This window comes from Bradyrhizobium sp. STM 3561, assembly GCF_045571455.1.
Lineage (GTDB): Bacteria > Pseudomonadota > Alphaproteobacteria > Rhizobiales > Xanthobacteraceae > Bradyrhizobium > Bradyrhizobium vignae.
Map to the genome: position 1 here is coordinate 6,404,701 of NZ_CP120695.1, position 19,007 is coordinate 6,423,707.

The 19,007-nt window shown below is 59.5% G+C and carries 12 protein-coding genes and 1 pseudogene; 4 read left to right on the forward strand and 9 right to left on the reverse strand.

Annotation, left to right across the window (positions count from 1 at the left end; all coding sequences use genetic code 11):
• Positions 1–209 precede the first annotated feature (209 nt).
• From P6U28_RS30440 to P6U28_RS30470, 7 genes are all read right to left on the reverse strand, one after another.
• Positions 210–797, reverse strand: a complete 588-nt coding sequence (locus P6U28_RS30440) for an adenylate/guanylate cyclase domain-containing protein (protein WP_407120405.1) — start codon at positions 795–797, stop codon at positions 210–212.
• On the reverse strand, positions 760–1,104 hold the full coding sequence (locus P6U28_RS30445) for a hypothetical protein (RefSeq protein ID WP_407120121.1): 345 nt from the start codon (positions 1,102–1,104) through the stop codon (positions 760–762). The genes P6U28_RS30440 and P6U28_RS30445 overlap by 38 nt, the downstream gene beginning before the upstream one ends.
• The gene (locus P6U28_RS30450) at positions 1,104–2,195 is read right to left on the reverse strand and encodes an IS5 family transposase (protein WP_122402508.1); all 1,092 of its coding nucleotides are present in this window, start codon (positions 2,193–2,195) and stop codon (positions 1,104–1,106) included. The genes P6U28_RS30445 and P6U28_RS30450 overlap by 1 nt, the downstream gene beginning before the upstream one ends.
• A gap of 65 nt (positions 2,196–2,260) precedes the next feature.
• A complete protein-coding gene (locus P6U28_RS30455) occupies positions 2,261–2,872 on the reverse strand; it encodes an alpha/beta fold hydrolase (protein ID WP_407120406.1) in 612 nt (203 codons plus the stop codon).
• 553 nt (positions 2,873–3,425) lie between these two features.
• The gene (locus P6U28_RS30460; protein ID WP_407120407.1) at positions 3,426–3,779 is read right to left on the reverse strand and encodes an integrase core domain-containing protein; all 354 of its coding nucleotides are present in this window, start codon (positions 3,777–3,779) and stop codon (positions 3,426–3,428) included.
• A gap of 352 nt (positions 3,780–4,131) precedes the next feature.
• Positions 4,132–10,002 carry an AAA family ATPase gene (locus tag P6U28_RS30465; RefSeq protein ID WP_407120408.1) on the reverse strand — a complete coding sequence of 1,957 codons (5,871 nt, stop codon included), beginning with the start codon at positions 10,000–10,002 and terminating at the stop codon, positions 4,132–4,134.
• Positions 10,003–10,676: 674 nt separating this feature from the next.
• The gene (locus P6U28_RS30470; protein WP_407120409.1) at positions 10,677–11,081 is read right to left on the reverse strand and encodes a nuclear transport factor 2 family protein; all 405 of its coding nucleotides are present in this window, start codon (positions 11,079–11,081) and stop codon (positions 10,677–10,679) included.
• Between the two features lie 315 nt (positions 11,082–11,396).
• Here P6U28_RS30470 and P6U28_RS30475 point away from each other — a divergent pair, with 315 nt between their 5' ends.
• A complete protein-coding gene (locus tag P6U28_RS30475) occupies positions 11,397–13,181 on the forward strand; it encodes an adenylate/guanylate cyclase domain-containing protein (protein ID WP_407120410.1) in 1,785 nt (594 codons plus the stop codon).
• A 360-nt stretch (positions 13,182–13,541) separates the two neighbouring features.
• Here P6U28_RS30475 and P6U28_RS30480 read toward each other — a convergent pair whose 3' ends face one another.
• Complete coding sequence (locus tag P6U28_RS30480; RefSeq protein WP_129146227.1) at positions 13,542–13,763, reverse strand: hypothetical protein; 222 nt, start codon at positions 13,761–13,763, stop codon at positions 13,542–13,544.
• 572 nt (positions 13,764–14,335) lie between these two features.
• Here P6U28_RS30480 and P6U28_RS30485 point away from each other — a divergent pair.
• Complete coding sequence (locus P6U28_RS30485) at positions 14,336–14,806, forward strand: phasin family protein (RefSeq protein WP_312016235.1); 471 nt, start codon at positions 14,336–14,338, stop codon at positions 14,804–14,806.
• Between the two features lie 1,459 nt (positions 14,807–16,265).
• Here the strand turns inward: P6U28_RS30485 and P6U28_RS30490 are convergent.
• Positions 16,266–16,463: pseudogene (locus P6U28_RS30490) on the reverse strand (transposase); the annotation flags it as partial.
• Between the two features lie 326 nt (positions 16,464–16,789).
• Here P6U28_RS30490 and P6U28_RS30495 point away from each other — a divergent pair.
• Positions 16,790–18,472: a methyl-accepting chemotaxis protein gene (locus P6U28_RS30495; RefSeq protein WP_129146225.1), complete on the forward strand. Its 1,683-nt coding sequence runs from the start codon at positions 16,790–16,792 to the stop codon at positions 18,470–18,472.
• Positions 18,473–18,550: 78 nt separating this feature from the next.
• Positions 18,551–18,820: a hypothetical protein gene (locus tag P6U28_RS30500; protein WP_129146224.1), complete on the forward strand. Its 270-nt coding sequence runs from the start codon at positions 18,551–18,553 to the stop codon at positions 18,818–18,820.
• The last annotated feature ends 187 nt before the right edge of the window (positions 18,821–19,007 follow it).

A 19,007-nucleotide genomic window follows, 5' to 3' on the forward strand; every position in this document is an offset into this window, starting at 1 on the left:
ATTCTGCCGACGGTCTTAGATTTATCTCCCCTCCGGTGCTAGAGTTGCCTCAGCCGTCCTGCAGTTCGATTAATTCGGAAAGGCAGATCTGCTGTGACGTGCAAGCTATTTCGTACTTTGGCGAGCTTCTCGCTACAGAATGGCCAGTCGAGGCGAGAGCCTCAAGACAAAGTCGATCACCCTATCCGAATTGCGCGTTGAGCTTCTCTCTACCGTTCAACCGCGAATAATCTGACGCTATTAGTAATGCCCTTTAGAGAATGATGACCTTCGTCATGGAACCGAATGTTTGATCCTGCCACCAGGTCACGGACGGTATTCGAGACCAAAACCTGTCCGGGCTTCGCCATCGTCGCAACGCGCGATGCGATGTGCACGGCGATTCCGCTGACATCGTCATCGGCAACTTCAATCTCGCCCGTGTGAAGGCCGGCCCTCACCTGCAACCCGAGCGGTTCGACGCTTTCATTTATTGCAAGAGCGCACCGGATCGATCGGGCCGGACCGTCGAAAGTTGCTAAGAACCCATCACCCAATGTCCTCACTTCACGGCCGCGATGCCGCAACAGTTCTCGTCGCACGATCGCATTGTGGTGACCCAGCAGGTCGTGCCATGCGCGGTCGCCGATCTTCTCCGCGCGTTTGGTTGAGTTCACAATATCGGTAAACAGAACAGTGGCGAGGACGCGATCAGCTTCGGCGGCCGATCGCGACCCAGTAAAAAACTCCTCAACCTCATCTAGCAGGCTGTTGAAGAACTCAGCCGCGTTCGCAAACGAAGGCTGAATCGTCGCCATTGTGGATGTAGAAGTGGCCGACGAGCCTGCCCGCAGTGCCGATCATAGCCCATCCGCGACCGCAGGACGGATCATTCTCGTCGTGCCCTTCCCATGAGAACTCGGCGCAGGCCGATCCGTCGCGGGCGCCGTAGCGCACGTCCAGGGAGCCCTTGAGAGCCCCAAAGGCGATTTCGCCATCGGACTTGCCCTGGAAGGTGAGATGCGCCTCTTCGGCAAGATCGAGGAACTCGCTGTCCCAGACGTCCATCTCGACGATGCGCCAGCGGCCGACAAAGGCCTTGGCGAAGCCGGGCACCTTGGCCATCAGCCAGTCTCCGCAATCAGCTTCGGCAGCCGCACCAGATTGTAGGCGGCGGCAGCGAAGGTAAAGGCCCATGCGACGCGATCACGGCCACGGAAGCTGGTCTTCTCTTGCCCGGCAACCGTCTTGATCCAGCCGAATGCCTCCTCGATGCGCTTGCGGATGCGCTGACTGATGGCATAGCCGCCGTGCCGGGTCGTTCGTCCGTCAATCGCAGAACTACGGCCGCTGGTGTTCTGTGCAACATGCGGCGTCACGTTCATCGAGCGCAGTTCGTTGACGAAGTCTTCTGCATCGTAGGCTTTGTCGGCGCCAAGCGTGATCGCTGTCGGTCGGTCGGCACGAGGCTCGATCATGTGCAGCGCGGCCACCCGTTCGGCATGCCCGCCGGCCTGCGTCAGGCAGGCGTCGACCAGCAGGCCGTGGCGGTTCTCCATCAGCCCGTGCCCGATGAAGCACAGCTTCGTCTCCTTGCCTTTGCCCTTGCGGTAGAGCCTGGCGTCCGGATCGGTGGTCGAAGCATGGGTGTCATTCGAGCGTTTCTGGCCATGAAAGTCCGCTTCGGCATTGCGCCCGCCGCCTGGCGCTGGCGGCTCGCCGGAGCCGTCCTTCGGCTTGACGCTCTTCATCGAGGCCCAGGCCTCGATCAGCGTACCGTCGACCGAGAAGTGATCGCTCGACAGAAGCCTCTTCACCTTGGGCTGCGCCAGCACCGCCGCCAGGAACTTGGCCGCGATGTCGCCTTCCAGCAGCCGGTCGCGGTTCTTCGAGAACACCGAATGGTCCCAGGCTGCGTCGTCAACGCCGATTCCGACGAACCAGCGGAACAGCAGGTCGTATTCCAGTCGCTCCATCAGAAGCCGCTCCGAGCGGATCGAATAAAACGCCTGCAACAGCATCGCCCGCAGCAGCTTCTCCGGCGGGATCGACGGCCGCCCAATTGGCGAATAGAGCGCGGCAAACTCTCGCTCCAGCGCCGACAGCCCTTCGTTCACAATCGTCCGGATCGCTCGCAGCGGATGATTACGCCGCACCCGCGCCTCCAGGTCGACGTAGCTGAACAGTTCGCCCGTTCGATTGTCGCCGCCGCGCACGCACCATCTCCGAATCTCATCGGAGCCAATGAATCACGGTCGCCGGTCGGCGGCGAGCGCCTTTTTCAACAGCCTGCTAGTACGCGATCCGTGTCACCGGTCCACAACAAGTGGTCATTGCCCTGTAGTTCGACGTATTTCGCATTCGGGATCTTCTCCGCCATGAATCGCCCGGCCTCAACGTTGACCCGAACGTCGCCTTGGCGATGAACGATGAGCGTCGGCACTCGAATGGACGGGAGAATGGGACGAACATCGATTTCGCTGTTCATTCGCATAAGCGCCACAACAGCAGACGGACTGGCGCCGAGCCGCTCAAAACGTGCCCAGGACTGTCGAAACTTTTCATCGGCCGCCACGCTTGGAGCAAACAACGCAAGGCTCTCACCAGTCCCCCACGCCTTCTCCATGCGCTCAAGCGCACCTTCGATCCTATCCGGTGGCAGCACCCACGATCGGAAGTGCCCGTACGTTCCATAAAGCGCCAGAGCTCGCGTGCGCTCTGGATAGGTGGCCGCAAACAAAACGGACATCGCGCCGCCTTCAGAGATGCCGAATAGCGCAGCCTGTTGCGAGCCGACGGAATCCATGACAGCCCGAACGTCGTCCATACGTTCCTCGAGAGTCGGCACGCCGACAGTCCGGTCAGAGAGGCCAGTGCCGCGCTTGTCAAACATGATCAGCCGGGAGAAAGCAGCCAGACGCGTGGCTCGTCCCAGGCCACGTCTAAGTTCGAGATGAAGCCAGGCACCAACACAAGGTCGAAAGGCCCATCCCCCACAACCTAGGCGATCTTAGTATCACCGCTCTTTGCGTACCGCGTCTTCGGAACCATCGCACATCACTGCACGTAGAGTGGCGTGATTGGGAGCTATCGGTTGGGTTGATGCTTCTAGCGAGCAGGCCTTCGAGAATGGTAACAGCTTGCCTTGCTCTGCGGAAGCTAAAAGACCAGCGCGACCGACAAGGAGGCGCAGCCCGTGCTTGGGGCAATGGCACTGCCGCAGCACGCAAGATGGCGGACGCCGCTCCAGTTTGGTGGCCGGTTTCCCCCATGGCTCGCGTGCCGACCACGCACGACGGCCATCAACGCAGTGCTTCACATTGAAGTGAAGGCGCGACATTCGCGTATGCGTTCTCATCAAATGCAATTCGTTCAAATGCAATTCGTTGAGGGCGCTGCATTCGCCGGCGTTCATCCGATATTATTCGGCGTGCAAATTTGCCCCATCAGTGGAGTGGGCCCGTGGGGCCGGACAGGGTCAGGCGGCTGATTTGACCCTCTGCCGGGCGTGCTGATCCTCGAAACTGTTGCGGGCTGAGATAACCGAGAGCGGATTGCAATCGGCGCTTATTGTAAACTCCGTCGATGAAGCGGGGAAGGTTCTCGATAACGTCCTCGAGCGTTTCTACGCCATTGGATACACAGCCTCGACCTTCAAGGGTGTTCATGAAGCTCTCGGCCTTGGCGTTGTCGTACGGGTTACCGCGCCGACCCATCGAGCCGACAAGCGCGTGCGCCGTCAGTGTGTCGCGATAGCGCTCGGAGGCGTATTGCGAACCCGATCCGAATGATGCACGCATCCAGCTGACGGGCGTCGTCGCTCGATCGCGGCCGCGAGGGCGGCGATCGTCAGCCGCGTATGAATCGACCGGCTGATCGCATAACAGACCACCCGGCGCGACCAGGCGTTGAGAATGACGGCGACGGATCGGCTGGTCGTGATCGCTATCAGTCGTTGCAACATGGCGGCTGACGCTTGAACTCGATGCTGTGAATGCGGTGCTTGGCCATGGGCTTTCGTTCTTCGAAAGCCCGGCATAGCCGTCAGATCTTAAATTCGCCCTTCTCCAGCCCCATGGCCCACTCCAAATTGACACATCGGAACTGGCGTGAACGCCGGAGCGAGGTCTCAAAAGCAACCATGCGGGATCGTCACGACGCGCTGCCCGGATGGGCTGGCACCGTGAAGTGGAAAGTCGCGCCATGGGGCGCATTGGAGGTCACCCACAAGCGCCCGGCATGCGCTTCGATGATCGAGCGGCAGATCGACAGTCCCATCCCCAGACCGCCAGGCTTCGTCGTGTAGAAGGGGTCGAAGATGCGCTTGAGAGCGTCCGGCGCCAATCCTGGTCCCGAATCCTTCACCGCGACGATAATGCCGTCAGATTCGGCCCGAGCGGTCGTAATGAGCACGCTTCGCGATCCCCTCGCGACCGTGCCCATGGCTTGGATGGCATTGACCATCAGGTTGAGGATCACTTGCTGCAGTTGGACGCGATCACCTTCGACGAGTGGCAAACCGTCTCCGAGCTCCGTCTGCATCACGACGTCGTTCTTCACCGCTTCGCTGCGGGCGAGCTCGATCACGTCCCGGATCGCCTCGTTGATATCCAGGCGATCCTTCAGTGGCGGTGCTTTTTTTATGAGATCACGTATACGCCTGATGATGTCGCGGGCTCGATCAGTGTCGTTCACAACATAACCGAGCGTGTCCCTGGCTCTCTCAACATCCGGCGGGTTTCTGTCCAAGAAATGCAGGGCGGCATCGGCATTCATCGATGCGCCAGCGATCGGTTGGCTTACTTCATGGGCGATCGAGGCCGTGAGCTCACCCATGGTGGCGAGGCGGTTCGCATGCGCCAATTCCCTTTGCACCTCCCGCAAGGTCTCTTCGGCCCGCTTGCGCTCGGTGGTGTCCCGTCCGACGCCGCGGTAACCGATGAAGCGCCCTGCATTGTCGAGGACCGGCAGTCCCGAGATGGACACGTAGCGTTTGCCGCCGTCAGGCGTAGGCCGCGCCAGCTCGAAATCACGGAACGGCAGGTGGGCATCGAGCGTCTCCCGGTGCTTGCGCCAGGCCTCCGCGTCAGGCTCCAAATAGGGCACTTCCCACCACGTCTTCCCAATTTCAGAGCCAGGCGCCGGCGCGTCGGCAAGACCTTCGCCGAATTCCTGGCGGGTGAAGCGATGCTGCGCATCCGATTCCCAGTACACGTCGAAGGAGAATTGTACAAGGGTGCGAAAGCGCTCCTCGCTCTGCCGCAATGCCTCTTCCGACAGCTTGCGATCCGTCAGGTCGACGACAAAAGAGACGCCGTAATCTCGTCGCTCGTCGAATGCAGCCATGCCGATCAACACGGGCACGCGGCTGCCGTCCTTGCGGAAATATTCCTTCTCGAACGGCTGCACGCTCCCCATCATCTTTAGCTCCGGGATCCACAATCGCATGTGGCGGTCGAGCCACTCCGGTGGTGTAAGGTCAGTCCAGCGTAGGCGGCCCGAAATGAGATCCTCGCGATCGTATCCTACGATGCGGAGAAACGCATCATTCGCCTCCAGAATCCGACCTCCAAGTTCCCAGATGATAATCCCGATGATGTTGGCCTCGACCAGGCGCCGAATCCTAGCCTCGCGTTCTGCGAGATCCTGGTACAAGTGAGCATTCTCCAGCGCGATTGCCGCCTGCGAGGCGAGCAGCTTTAGCACCGCGATCCGACCCGGCGCGAAGACATGCGCAGCCAGATTGTTTTCCAGGTACAGCACGCCGATGAAATTCGCATGAGCGATCACCGGCAGGCCGAGAACAGAGCGCGCTTGGCGCTGAATGATGTAGGGATCCGCTGAAAACGGTTTCTGGGCTGCGGCATCATCGAGAATGATGCTCTCCCGCGTACGCAAGATGTAGTGGAGGATCGCCTCCGGCAGGAGCGCTGCCGTCACGGGCTCGTCGCGCAGCTGCACGACGACCGTGTCGCCGTCGGTGGTCGCTTCGGCGGCAATTCGCAACTCGGCCCCGTGCGACAGAACCAACAGGCCGCGCTCGGCGCCCGCGTGCTCGATAGCGGTGCGCATGACGGTGATGAGCAGCTTCTCCCGGACGATTGCGCCCGAGACCGCTTGCGACAACTTGATAACGGTGGCGAGGTCGAGCTGCTCCAGTGGAGTCCCGATCGTGCTCGTCGGGCCGGGCGCCGCTGTTTCCTCTGCCAAGCGGGCATAGAGCCGATCGAGTTGCCGCACCTTGCCATCAGCCCCCCACCGCAAATAGGCGCGCCGAGCGTCGGCCAAGTACGCACGAGCGATTCTCTCAAACCCGCGCGCCGCGTAGAAGCGTGCGGCGAGTTCGTTGGCAAGCGCGTCGTTTTGAACAAAGCCATTGGCCCGGGCCGAGCGGATAGCGTGTTCATAGAGGCGCTCGGCATCGAGCTCGCGGCCCTGCAAGCGGGCGACCTCCGCCTCGACAAGCGCAGCGCGATTCTCGAAATTCTCCGGACAATTCTTTGCCCAGATTTGGATCTGTCGCCGATGCGCCGCCAGTGCCTCAAGGTACTCCCGGTGCTGGGCAGGCGCGGCGGAGGCGCAGGCCATCGCGAGGGACAATGCACCATAGAATTCGTATTCGGCAGTTTCGAGCTGCGATATAGACGTCCACAGCAGCCGCTGCGCCCTTTGAGACGCCTCAATCGCCGCCGCGTAGTCGCCTGCAAAAAAGCGCGCCTGCTGCTTTCGGATCCAATACCAGCAGTCCGCTCGCATGAGGTTGGCATTCTCGGCGAACCGGCGCTCCGTCTGAAGCTCTTCAAACTGCTCATCGTCGAAGGAGCCGAATTTCGAGGTCAGCCCCCGCAGGGTCCGGATGAGCTGCAGTTGGCTGACGACAACGTCAACGACCAGTCCGAACTGTGCCGTTTTCGCAAATGCGAGGCCACTCTCGACTTCGCGTTGCACCTCCGCGAGCGGGTCACCAGCCGCGAGCAGATTCGAATTCAGATTGACGCGGGCGTACGCGGCGAACGTGAGGTCGCCGGTTTTGTTTGCGACGTCGAAAGCCCGAAGCAGCGAATCACGCGCACTCCGGACATGTCGCGTCCATGGTGCGAGGTGCGCTCCGAAGAGCATGTAGGTCTGCGCATGAAATCGCGTCAATCCGCGCCGTTCGACCAATTCATATCCGAGCAGACCAAATCGAAATCCCGTCTCGTAGTCGCCGAAGCGAGGACCGGCAATCATCCCAAGCCTCATATAGGCAACGCACGAGGCATCGCAGTTTCCGTGCTCAAGGCTGAGATTAACCGCTCGGCAAACGGTCAAGGAAAAGAGGTTCAAATCCGTGAATAGTGCAGGCGGCAGCAGCCTGGTCAGCACGCCCAGAGTCGCGAGAGACACCGGATCACTCATTAAGGGCAAATCGATCAGTGCTTCGATACGGCGCCCGCCAAGTTGGGACCGGACGCGGTCGTATTCACCTCGCGCCTCCTCCTCGGTGGGATGGGGTGGCCAGTCGATGGTCAGGTGGCGGAGGTAATCGAGAGCAACAGCAATTGCATCGCTACTCCGATCGAGCCTCGTGTATAGGTCGATGCGCAGGCTTGAGACCGTGGCTAACTCGACCGGGCCGGCCGCACGGGCTGAGAGAGCCATCAGGCGTCGCTCCGCTTCCGCCAGCGCGCCGGTCAGAAACTCGCATTCTGCCCGGTTGATCTCCAGCGAGAAGGCAAGTTCATGCCTGCTCTCCCAGCGATCCTCCGGCAACAGGGTCGCGCCGGCATTCAGATAAGTCAGTGCCGAGTCATAGGCGGTGGACGCTTTGGCGCGCTTGGCTGCGAGCAGGTTCAGCTCGGTCAGCTTCGCTTGTTCGTCTCGTGAGGTGATCAACGCAACGCCGCGGTTGAGCTGATTGACAATGTCGAAGATCACGTCCCCATGCTGTTCTGTGGGAGTATTCGCCGCGAGCAGCCGGCCGATGGCGAGATGGGCTTCCGCACGCTCGGCTTCCGGTTTGCTTGAATAGGCGGCTTCCTGCACCCGGTCGTGGGTGAATCTGTAGTAGCCTTGCCGTCGCTCGACCAGCTCCTCGTGCGCGGCTTCCCACAGCGCTGCGTCGACTTCAGCCGCCGATCTTCCCAGAACAAGGGCCAACAGCGTGATCGTGGCGGTGTTACCGAGACAGGCGAGCTGCTGCAACGCTTCCCGCGTGTTGGCCGGAAGGCGCGCGAGTTTGCCGACCATGAGGTCCACCACATTGTCGGTATAGCCCTTGGCGCGAATGAGATCGAGATCCCACGTCCAGCACGACGACGTATGATCGAACGCAAGCAAACGCTCCTCGACGAGCTCGTAAAGAAACTGGATGGCGAAGAACGGATTGCCGCCTGCTTTCTCCTGCACTAACTGCACCAGGGACGCGGCATACCTCGGCTCGCAACGCAACGAGTCGGCGATCAGCTGCCCGACATGCTCGGTGGCAAGCGGCGCCAGCGCGATCTCCTCAACCATGCCGCTGCGGTTCTTGATGGCCGCGATCTTGCGCCGCAGAGGATGCGCGGCGTCGACCTCGTTATCGCGGTAAGCGCCGATCATCAGCAGATGGCTCACATCCGCCTGAGTCAGCAGATCCTCGAGCAGGTCCAGCGTCGCTGAGTCGAGCCATTGCAGGTCGTCGAGGAATAGCGCCAGCGGATGCTCCGGTCGCGCGAACACGCCGATGAACTGCCGCACCACTTGGTGGAAGCGCCTTTGCGCATCCTGCAGAGCCAGGTCGGGCACCCGCGGCGGCTCGCCGATGATAAGCCTCAGCTCGGGGACGAGGTCCACCAATAACCCGCCGTTCGGGCCTAACGCCTTGTGCAGGGCATCGCGCCAGGGCGCCAGCTCGACCTCGCTCTTCGCCAGAAGCCCCCGGAGCAGGCTGCGGAACGCCTGCGCCAGTGTGGCATAGGGAATGTCGCGCTTGTATTGGTCGAATTTGCCGTCGGCGAACAGGCCGCGCGAGGGCACCAGCACCTTGTGCAGCTCGTTGACGACAGCTGACTTGCCGATGCCGGCGTATCCCGAGACCAACACCAGCTCAGGCGTGCCGCTCTGAACCACGCGGTCGAAGGCCGCGAGCAAGACTTCGATGTCTCGCGCGCGCCCATAGAGCGTCTCGGGGATGAGCAGCCGGTCCGGGATGTCGCGCTCGCCCAGGGGGAAGTCGTCAATCCCCTGCCGAGCCTCCCAGGCCGCGAGGCAGCGCCGGAGATCGCTCTCCAGACCGGCCGCGGTCTGATAGCGCTCCTCGGCGGTCTTGTGGAGCAGCTTCATGATGATGGCCGAAAGGAAATTGGGCACTTGCTTCCGACGCTCGGCGGGCGGCACAGGCCTCCTCGCAATATGGCAGTGCACCCATTCCATCGGATCGGCTGCGGTAAACGGGGGCGCGCCGGCGAGCATCTGATAGAAGGTGACGCCCAGCGCGTATAGATCACTGCGCGCGTCGATCGAGCGGTTCATTCGTCCGGTCTGCTCGGGTGCCATATAGGCGAGGGTGCCGGCGATGGTTTCAGGCGGTTCGGGTGATTGGCGCTCGCGCCGGAGTTGCGAGGCAATGCCGAAACCCGTGAGTTTGACTTCGCCGGTCGCGCGATTCACGATGATGTTGTGCGGCTTAATGTCTTTGTGCACGAGCCCACGCTGATGGACCTTGCCTAGAGCCGCCGTGATGTGGACGGCGAGATGCAAGAATGTTCCCACTTCCATGGGCGCTTGGAGCTGGCGCTCCACCGGCTCGCCGCCGGGATCCTCGAGCAGCAGCACGGGTCGGCCGCCCTCGCTGACCAGTTCGAGCGGCCGCAAGGCCCACGCGCTGTCGAGTTCGTCCTTTAGTGCATATTCGTGAGCCAAGCGATCCCGGCTCGTTGATGGGGCGTGCTCGGCAGGAAGCACGGCCAGCACAGTTTTGCGGCCACCATCGGAGCCCTGGCGCGATGCCCGGCAAAAGATGCGGTCGTCGTCCTTCCATAACACCTGGAAGTCGCTGTCCATGCGCGCCGAACCGAAAGACTGGGCAATGTACGCCTCTAGATTTTAGAAGAGGCACGCAGGCCATATCCCGCGCGTAGGGCAGCTTACTGCTAAAAACACAGCGTGGCCCACTCCCATTTTTGGACAGCATTTCTGCCTGTAAGAAGAAGCGAGCCGGCCTCGGTGCGGTCGCATCTATGCCTATGTCCCAGTTGGGTAAAGCGGACGTTAGCTTGTCGCAACGGGGCGTCCGCTTTCTTCAGGAGCTGCCGTCATTCGGATATCAGACGTGATGGCATAAGCCGGCCGTTGGCCGAGGTGATCCGGCAAGCACTGTCCGCCCTACCTTCGAAAGCAGACGTAGTCGGGGCACAAGCAAAGGGAAGCTCCGGGCCAAAAGGCAGCATCGGCAGCTAGTGGCGCCAGAAGCAGACCCTCGCTCCGGGAGACGCCGCCTTCACGTTGGACAAACTTGGACAGCCCCTATGCTGTTGCCGGGTTAGGAAGTAGCGCTGACCTGTCATCGAGAGCTTACGGACTTTGAAAGTTGCGGATATCTTTCCGCGGGCATGGAAGTCCATGCCGGACATGTCAGCCCAAGGCAGCGGAATCTGCAAGGAGAGATTCCGTCACTATTCGACTGCGGCGCGAATTGTCCGCGCGCCGCTGCTTGGTGACGCCCGCCGCTGCTTGGTTTACTTCTTGTCGGCGTTGGCTTCCGTGGGCGGCGGTGGCGGCTTGATGGCCGCCGTCAGCATGCGGATTTTCCACTGGCCGCCTTCCTTAACGTAGACGGCGGACCAAAACAGCTGACGGAGTTTCGGCTCGACATTGAAGGTGACATCGACATCGCCCGCCGCCAATGCCATGTCGTTGCCTAGCGGTTGGGCATAGTTGACCTTGACGGCGATCTTGTCCTCACCGCCCTTGAAGTAGTCTTCATAGGTCGCCTTCAGATCGGTTTTCACCTCTCCAACCACGTTGACTTGGATGCCGTCCTTTGAATAGAGCGACGCAACACACGCGCCATCGTGCTTGGCGACGCAGTCGGTATAGGCCGCGCCTATTTTCTCCAGCTCGGGCTTGATGTCCTGCGCCAATGCAGGAATTGCCATAGCCGACACCATCGACGAGAGAACCAATGGTCGCAACATGGTTGATGTCCTCCGGTTATCGGCGCAACTGCCAGCGGAGTCAGGCGTGAGTAGGACTGTCAGTCCGGCCGCTGCGCCTTACAAGTAGGTCTACAGGGCAGATTGAAGGTTCAAGGGAGGTCGATGTATCGTATCGTGGCACGTGGCGTAGACCGCTGAAGTCGCCTTCGGGTCAATATACGACATCATCCGTATGGGCAATTCCGAAGTCCCGTCGTACAATTGACTACCAAGTGCAATTAGTATCCAGGTGGATTGCTAATGGTGCAAGAGCGGCCAGTCCGAGTTGAGCGTCGGTTGGCGGCGATTTTGGCCGCTGACGTAGTGGGCTATTCGCGGCTTATGCATCTTAACGAGGAGGCCACGCACGCCAAACTGACTACGCTCCTCACGGATGGTATTACACACGCGATCTCTGAACACGGGGGGCGCATCGTCAAGAATACCGGCGACGGGTTCTTGGCAGAGTTTCCGAGCGCGGTGGAAGCGGTTCGGGCTGCTGTGCAGTTCCAGACGCGCATCAGAGAACTTACCGTTGCCGATGCGGCAGACGGACGAATTGCCTTCCGTGTCGGCATCAACGTCGGCGACGTGATTGTCGAGCCGCATGACGTTTTTGGCGATGGGGTCAATATTGCGGCACGGCTCGAGAGCATTGCAGAACCAGGCGGCATCTGCATCTCGTCCTCCGCCTACGATCATGTCCGCGGGAAGGTAGGGGTCGAATTCGCCGATCTGGGCGTCCAGAACCTCAAGAATATCGCGCTTTCGGTTCGGGCCTATGCGGTGGTCCAGGATGGGCTCAGCTCGGCGCCAGGGCCGTCGCGAGCGAAGCTCGACCTGCCGTCTCCCCCTCGTCTTTCTATCGTCGTGCTGCCTTTCGCCAATCTCAGCGGTGATCCCGAGCAAGACCATTTCGCCGATGGTGTGACCGACAGTTTGACCACTGACTTGTCGCGGATCAGCGGCTCGTTCGTGATCGGCCGCCATACGGCATTTACCTACAAGGGAAAATCGGTTGACCTTAAGAAGGTTGGGCGTGAGCTAAACGTCCGCTACGTGCTCGAAGGCTCTGTGCAGCGGAGTGGCAAGCGACTCCGGCTCAATGTACAGCTGATCGATTCGGAAACGGAAAATCACCTTTGGGCCGAGCGGTTCGACAAGCCGGTCGCCGATCTCTTTGACATGCAGGACGAAATCGTGGCGCGACTGGCGAACGCGCTGAATGCCCAAATGATTGCAGCGGAGGCGCGCCGGGCAGAACGTTCTGTAAATCCCGACGCGATGGACTTGAACTTTCAAGGTTATGCCTGGTCATACAGGGGCGTGGAGCACATGAGCGAGGCGCGCAGCTTTTTCGAACGCGCCTTGGCAATCGATCACGGAAGCGTCGGAGCATTGGTCGGCTTGGCGCTCGTTGATCTAACGATCGGAGCTTCCCTGCTGGCTGATAACCGAGTCGCGTACCTTTCGGCAGCCGAAGCAAATGCGATCAAGGCGCTGTCATTGGCCCCGGACCACGCAGTAGCCCACAGGATCCTGGGAGGGGCTTACATTTTTACAAACCGGTCCGCGCAAGGGATCGCTGAATGTGAGCGGGCCTTGGAGATTGATCGCAATTTGGTCGGTGCTCACAGCGCCATTGGTATCGCAAAGTTCTTTATGGGTCGCGGTGCTGAGACAGAAGGCCATATCGTCGAGGCTCTCCGTCTCTCCCCTCGCGATATCTTTGCCCACCGCTGGATGCATATTGCTGGCATGGCCAAGATACTGATCGGCGCAGACACAGAAGCCGTCGCTTGGCTACGGCGAAGCATTGAGGCCAATCGCAACTTTCCTGCGGCCCATTTCTGGCTCGCTGCGGCCTTGGGCCTGCTTGGCGAAAGAGATGAGGCGCGAAGCGCCGCAAAGGTTGGTCTTAAGCTCGATCCAGGCTTTACCATCAGCCGCTTGCTTGTAAGCGAAGCAAGCAACAATCCGACATATCTCGCCGAACGAGAGCGCGTCTGCGAGGGCATGCGCCTGGCCGGGGTGCCGGAGGGATGATGTCGCCCATTCGAGACCGATTCAGCTGGTCGTCATGCCCATCATTCCGCGGACCTCTGATGTCGCCTGCGCTCCTCCATAGAGCATGACGCCGAACGGGGGCGATGGTTGCGGGGAATCTTGAAAAATCTGAGCTGAAATTAAGGCACCTAGGACGCTCCGATCCATTCAGAACATCCCGATCAGGATGAAAAGGCCGATCTCAATCACGAAGGCCACGGCCATGATTGCGACCGTGAGAAACACATCGCTCACCGGGAGGGGGGTCATGGCACGCCTCGCACGTTGCGAAGCCCCGAAGCCCACTAGCCAACCCAGCGATCGCGGGAATGTTTCAGTTCCCAGCGGTCTTGGAGATCGCTAGCGCATTTCGAGTTCGCTGATTGCCTGCGCTGAAATCTGTGCAGGGTCTTTGATCCCGGTTTGAACGATCTTGATGATTGTCTTCGCCACCAACTCCGTGAGCGGATCATCGCGATCTTGAACACACAGGGTGCGTAACGTTTGCTCGTAAGCCTTTGTAATAAAGGCAATCTCCTTCGGTGCCATACCGTGGGTTTGCAAATGCAGGTAGATCGCCATGTCTCGCCCTCCAGCACGCCGATGAGGTCGCGACGAAGTCGCCATCGAGCATCAGCTGACCCGGAGTCGAGCCGCGCGGCGCGATGAAGGCCGTTCTCAGTTAGGTTCTCAGTAGATCTACTGAGAGTAGAACAGATCCAGTATCCTGCTTGAGCGGGGTCCGAACGCTCTCCGTTGCAGCGGTCAAAGGATCGCTGATGCGAAGTCCGGACTGCCCTCAACGGCATGTTGCGTGATGATGTCCATTCTTGCTCGGACGTAGCGCATCCCAACGCAGCTCGCGCCGGCCTCCTTTGCAATGCTTACGCTGAGGAAGGAATTTCCCAAACCCTTGGGATATCCCTGTTATGCACAGCACTCCTCACATATACCTTCGTTGTGTTGACAATCTCAAAAAAAGTTTGGGCGAGAGTCGCAAACCGGACCGACATTCCCGTTTCTCTTTAACAAAGTCGTGTTGGGTCGGGGCTACATCACGGCTCATCCAAAATCTGATCGAACACAGAGCGTGAGCTCTCGTGACGCAAGCGAGCGTCGCGAGGAATGCTTTCGCTTGAGAAAGGGAATGTTGCGTGAGTGAAAGCGAAATGAAACTGACGCCGAACGGAACGAATGTTTTCGGGACGCCATGGTTGGATTTCTCGAAGGTCGCCTTGCCTGGCTTGGGGCGCGAGCTTACCGAGCGAGGCCTCGCCCGCGCACGGGAAGGTTGCGAGAAGATCAAGGCCGCATCGGAAGAGATGACTGAGGCGCTGCGCGAGACCTATTCGAGCAATGCGAGATGCACGACCGACTACGGGCTCAAGGTGTTCGAAATCTCAAACGCCAATGTCGCTTCTGCGCTCGATTTCTTCGTCCATCTGTTCGGCAGCAAGTCAGCGACCGACGTCTATACCCTATCGGCGGCGCAAGCGCGCAAGGCGTTCGACACCGCCTCCGACCAGAACAAGGAATTGTGGGCGCTTGCCCAGAAGCTCGCGACGGAAACGAGTGAGCCGATCAGGAAGCACTTCACCAGGGTTCTCCACCAAGGCGGGGGCTAAAAAAAGAGCGCTCAATTTCTCATCCAGATTCGTTTGAGGAGGGACCCGGCCGGTTGGAGCAAGCCGAGCTGAGCGAGCACGCCCCACTGCCCCATGCTCGATCAACAAGGTGCGCGATGCCCCCCAACCCCGCACCAACAAGAGGCGTATTCCAACCGGCCGGTGCTTTCTTGCAAAATACAACAAAGACAAATCGCAAGGGAGGGAAACATGGGAATGGTTATGGTCAAATGTCCGCAAACCGGACACGCGATTCCCACCGGTATCCAGACTGATCGCGAGAGCTTTGGACGCCGCGCGGTGTTTTTCTCTCGCACCCGTTGTCCGATCTGCCGCACCGATCACGGGTGGTTTGCGCGGGAAGCCTGGGTCGACGAGCCGGGCATCCGGATCGCGCCGTCGTAGCGGCGGCTCCCGAAAGTATTGGCGATGGCTTTGTTGACATTGTCTCGGTCCCGGCGATCTTCAGACACAAGCTACATGACCGGCTCATGGATTTCGGCCGGGACAAGATGCGAGACATTCATGAACCCTCTATCGCCGAGCGAAGTGTTCCTTACGGTCGCGATCATGAGCGCCACTTTCCTGGCCGAGGCTGGGCTCTTTATTTTGATTGGAATGCTTTGAAAGAAGCGCGCGATCTGCGCAGCGCTGCTGCGCCAAGCGATCCCACTTCATCGCGTCGACTACTGGACCATCGAATGGAGCCTAGCATATTCAACCTAAGCCACCCGTACAGATGATGCAGGCAGAACCGCTCTGGACGCGGCGCGGCCGCCTAAGGTCGGCTTCGGGTTCACAGAAGCCGATATCCCACGCTCCTCGAATGATAGTCGCCTAACGAGCCATTAGCAGACGTCAGTTTAGGCGAGATCGTGATCGATGTCGTGGAGCAACCTCGAAGACAAATTCCGCTCCCCATCGGCAATCGTCAAGGCAACCGCGGCTTCTTTGAGCCCTGCCCTTTCTGGCGGCCCGATATGTCACCTCTGGCAACCGTGCGGCGCAGTGTTTTGCGCTCCATGTTCAAGAGCGCTGCATCTTCACGAGCGAAAGCAGCTTGCAATCCGAAAATGCTGCGCGGACTTTTTCGGGAAGGTCTTCGTAGGCCGATTTTTGGATCATGTGCTCGCGCTTCCCGCGACAGCCAGCACTGCAAGCGGCGAATCCTAACCGCGAATCGCGCGAGGCCTCCGGTCAGGCACATCCTCATGTCCTGCGCGGTTTTCAATCGATATAACCATTGCTGCCAGCGAGGGTTAGATGAATGGCGAAATGGCAGAGTAGATCGAAAATCGAACTCATCCTCAATCGGTTGGCACGTAAGCCTCCTCAAATTGGCCTAATCTGACCCTCGCTGGCAGCCAGGGCTAAATCGCATTTGCGCCCGGGACAGCAGCCGGGCGCTGCTCTTCCCGTACGGCGGGCCGAGCGCTCTAGGCCGCGGACTGATTAAGGGGAGCCATAGCCCGATTGATGCAAGTTGAACGAAGGCAAGATAGTTGGTGGCAAGCCTCTCGTAGCGCGTCGCAACCCGGCGACATTGTTTAATCCTGTTGAAGAACCGCTCGATCCGGTTGCGAGCGCGGTAGAGATACGGGCTGAAGCAGATCGAATCGCTGCGATTGCTTTTCGGCGGGATTTGGCCCGCGAGCCCCCAGTGCGCGAGTTTGAATCACAGGGGCCGACCAAACGGAGGGCCTGGCCGCAGTCATCGGTCACGGTGGAAATAACGTCCATGATTCCTCGCAATTCGATCGATGCGCGATGTCCGCTGCTACGAAGGCTTAGGGATTTCCAACAGCCTAAATCCTAGCCCGCCTTGCGCAAAAGATGTGCAATCAATGATTGCTGCAACGCAAATTTCAACTAAATCTTGGTAAAAAATTTACTGGATGGCCTGCAGCATGACGGCGTTTAGGAAACATCATCTTCCAATATTTTCCATTTGTGCTGTCGCTCATTTCGCAGGAGTCGCTTGCCATGCTTTCGCGCTATTCGATCAGGAGCAAACTCGTCGTCTTTATTTCTTTGCTCCTTCTCGTGTTCGGCGGCACTGGCCTGCTCGCCATCAGCAACATGCGGCTCATCCAGGGGGGCGTCGCTGAGTTCCAATCCCGTTGGCTGCCCGCGGTCCGCCTGCTCGGTAACCTCAGAGCCTACACCATCCGATACGGCAGCGTCGTGCGCGATCACATTCTGGAATCCGACTCCGCGAAGAAAGCCTCAGCCGAGAAGCTTCTTGCCGATCTGACGCGCGACATCGAAAAGGAGGGCGCCGCCTACGAGCTGCTGCTCTCCTCTCCGGAAGAGCGCAAGCTTTACACGGACTTCCAACAACTCTGGAGCGCGTATGTCGCGCAAGTTCCAGACGTGCTCGCTGCGTCCCGCAGGAATGATATTGCCACTGCCAGCGACCTGATCGTTCATCAAATGCAGCCGCTGCGTCAGGACAGTGGACAGGCCCTGCTGAAGGCAATGGACATCAACAACAAGCGTGCAGCGGCCGCTGGTCAGAGTGCTGAGCAGACCTATGCCTTCGCATTTGCTCTCATTGTTGGGACTCTTGTCCTCACCTTGGTACTCAGTTCTATCGTCGGCCTATTGCTGTTGCGCGACATCTCAATGGGGATTAGATCCATCATTGCGCCAATGCGGGCTTTGGCCAACGGCGATGTTACCGTGGTGGTCCATAGCCGGGCCAAGCATACCGAGATCGGCCAAATGGCCGCTGCCCTGCAGGTCTTCAAAGAGTCCCTCATCGCAAAGCAAGCCGCGGACAAGCTTGCCGCAGCAGAGGCCGAGGCCAAGATCTTACGCGGTCAGCGGATCGACACGATTACCGGCGGCTTCCGATCAATGATCGGCGAACTCGTGGCCGCGCTCTCCACCTCCTCCGGCGAACTGGAAGCGGCTGCAGAGACTCTATCTAAGACCGCTGATACAGCCCTGCATATTTCGGCAACAGTGGCGGCGGCGTCCGAAGAAGCATCTCTCAATGTTCAGACTGTCGCGTCAGCTACTGAGGAGATGACATCGTCCGTTAGCGAGATCGGCCGACAGGTCGAGGCATCGACCAAAATCGCGAGCGAAGCGGTTGGTCAGGCTGCAGAAACCAATCATCGGATCCAAAAATTGTCCACGGCAGCAACGCGCATAGGCGATGTTGTCAGCCTTATTACGACCATCGCAGGGCAAACCAACCTATTGGCTCTGAACGCGACGATAGAAGCGGCGCGGGCTGGAGAATCCGGCAGGGGCTTTGCGGTCGTTGCTTCCGAAGTTAAAGCCCTCGCCGGCCAGACCGCGCGGGCGACCAGCGAGATAAGCGAGCAGATCAGCGAAATACAAATCGCAACGCAGGAATCAGCCGACGCGATCAAACATATCAGCACAACAATAGATCGCATTTCGGCGATTACGGCCGCAATTGCCGCTGCCGTGGAAGAGCAGGCCAATACGACCGGAGACATTTCGCGTAGCTTGCAGCATGCCGCCCGGGGAACGGCACAAGTCGCTTCGAACATAACTGAAGTAAAACAGGGCGCAGTCGAGGCAGGATCAGCATCCTCGCAGGTGCTATCGTCCGCGCAGTCTCTCACGAGAGAACGCAGTCGCTTGGAACACGAAGTCCAGAGATTTCTCTCTGCCATCCAGGCCGCTTAAGCGCGCATTTCGAGTCATTTCCAGTGCCGCATATTCAACAATCACGCCAGCAATCCAAAAATAGATCTGGAGATAGCCATGGGGACGGTCGTTCATTTCAAGCCAGCTGGTCGGCCGCTATTACCGTTCGAGGTCCAAGAAGGTGAGCGCGTTCTTGCGGAGGCACTGGACAGACTCACGAAAGCGAGGCTGTGGACCGCCGTTGGGCATCTCCAGACAGCCCTGATAGGCGCCGACAAAATTCGCGACCGACTGCCGGCCGGACCGGTCAAGGATGATTTCGAGCAGAAGCTGGCCGCGCTTATACGGGACCTCTCCCAGTTGCGCGAACAGGTCGAGCAATTGTAGCCTCATAATGGAGACACAGTTCGGAAGCCAATGACTTCGCCAAGAGGCTCATCGCGTCATTTGCTTCGATTGCACAAAGGTGGCGGGTACCAGAGCGAAGCCGGGATCGACGAGGATTCATGAGTACGCGGTCTGGATCGGTGGAGTGGAAATAAATAGCGAAATCGGCCAGAGCGTTTTCCGGTCG

What these genes read in the sequence shown, in the direction of transcription:
- P6U28_RS30445 (WP_407120121.1), bottom strand. Translation starts at nt 1,104, where the DNA reads ATGGCCAAGGTGCCCGGCTTCGCCAAGGCCTTTGTCGGCCGCTGGCGC.
- P6U28_RS30475 (WP_407120410.1), top strand. Translation starts at nt 11,397, where the DNA reads ATGGTGCAAGAGCGGCCAGTCCGAGTTGAGCGTCGGTTGGCGGCGATT.
- P6U28_RS30440 (WP_407120405.1), bottom strand. Translation starts at nt 797, where the DNA reads ATGGCGACGATTCAGCCTTCGTTTGCGAACGCGGCTGAGTTCTTCAAC.
- P6U28_RS30500 (WP_129146224.1), top strand. Translation starts at nt 18,551, where the DNA reads ATGGGGACGGTCGTTCATTTCAAGCCAGCTGGTCGGCCGCTATTACCG.
- P6U28_RS30495 (WP_129146225.1), top strand. Translation starts at nt 16,790, where the DNA reads ATGCTTTCGCGCTATTCGATCAGGAGCAAACTCGTCGTCTTTATTTCT.
- P6U28_RS30465 (WP_407120408.1), bottom strand. Translation starts at nt 10,002, where the DNA reads ATGGACAGCGACTTCCAGGTGTTATGGAAGGACGACGACCGCATCTTT.
- P6U28_RS30460 (WP_407120407.1), bottom strand. Translation starts at nt 3,779, where the DNA reads ATGCGTGCATCATTCGGATCGGGTTCGCAATACGCCTCCGAGCGCTAT.
- P6U28_RS30455 (WP_407120406.1), bottom strand. Translation starts at nt 2,872, where the DNA reads ATGTTTGACAAGCGCGGCACTGGCCTCTCTGACCGGACTGTCGGCGTG.
- P6U28_RS30480 (WP_129146227.1), bottom strand. Translation starts at nt 13,763, where the DNA reads ATGGCGATCTACCTGCATTTGCAAACCCACGGTATGGCACCGAAGGAG.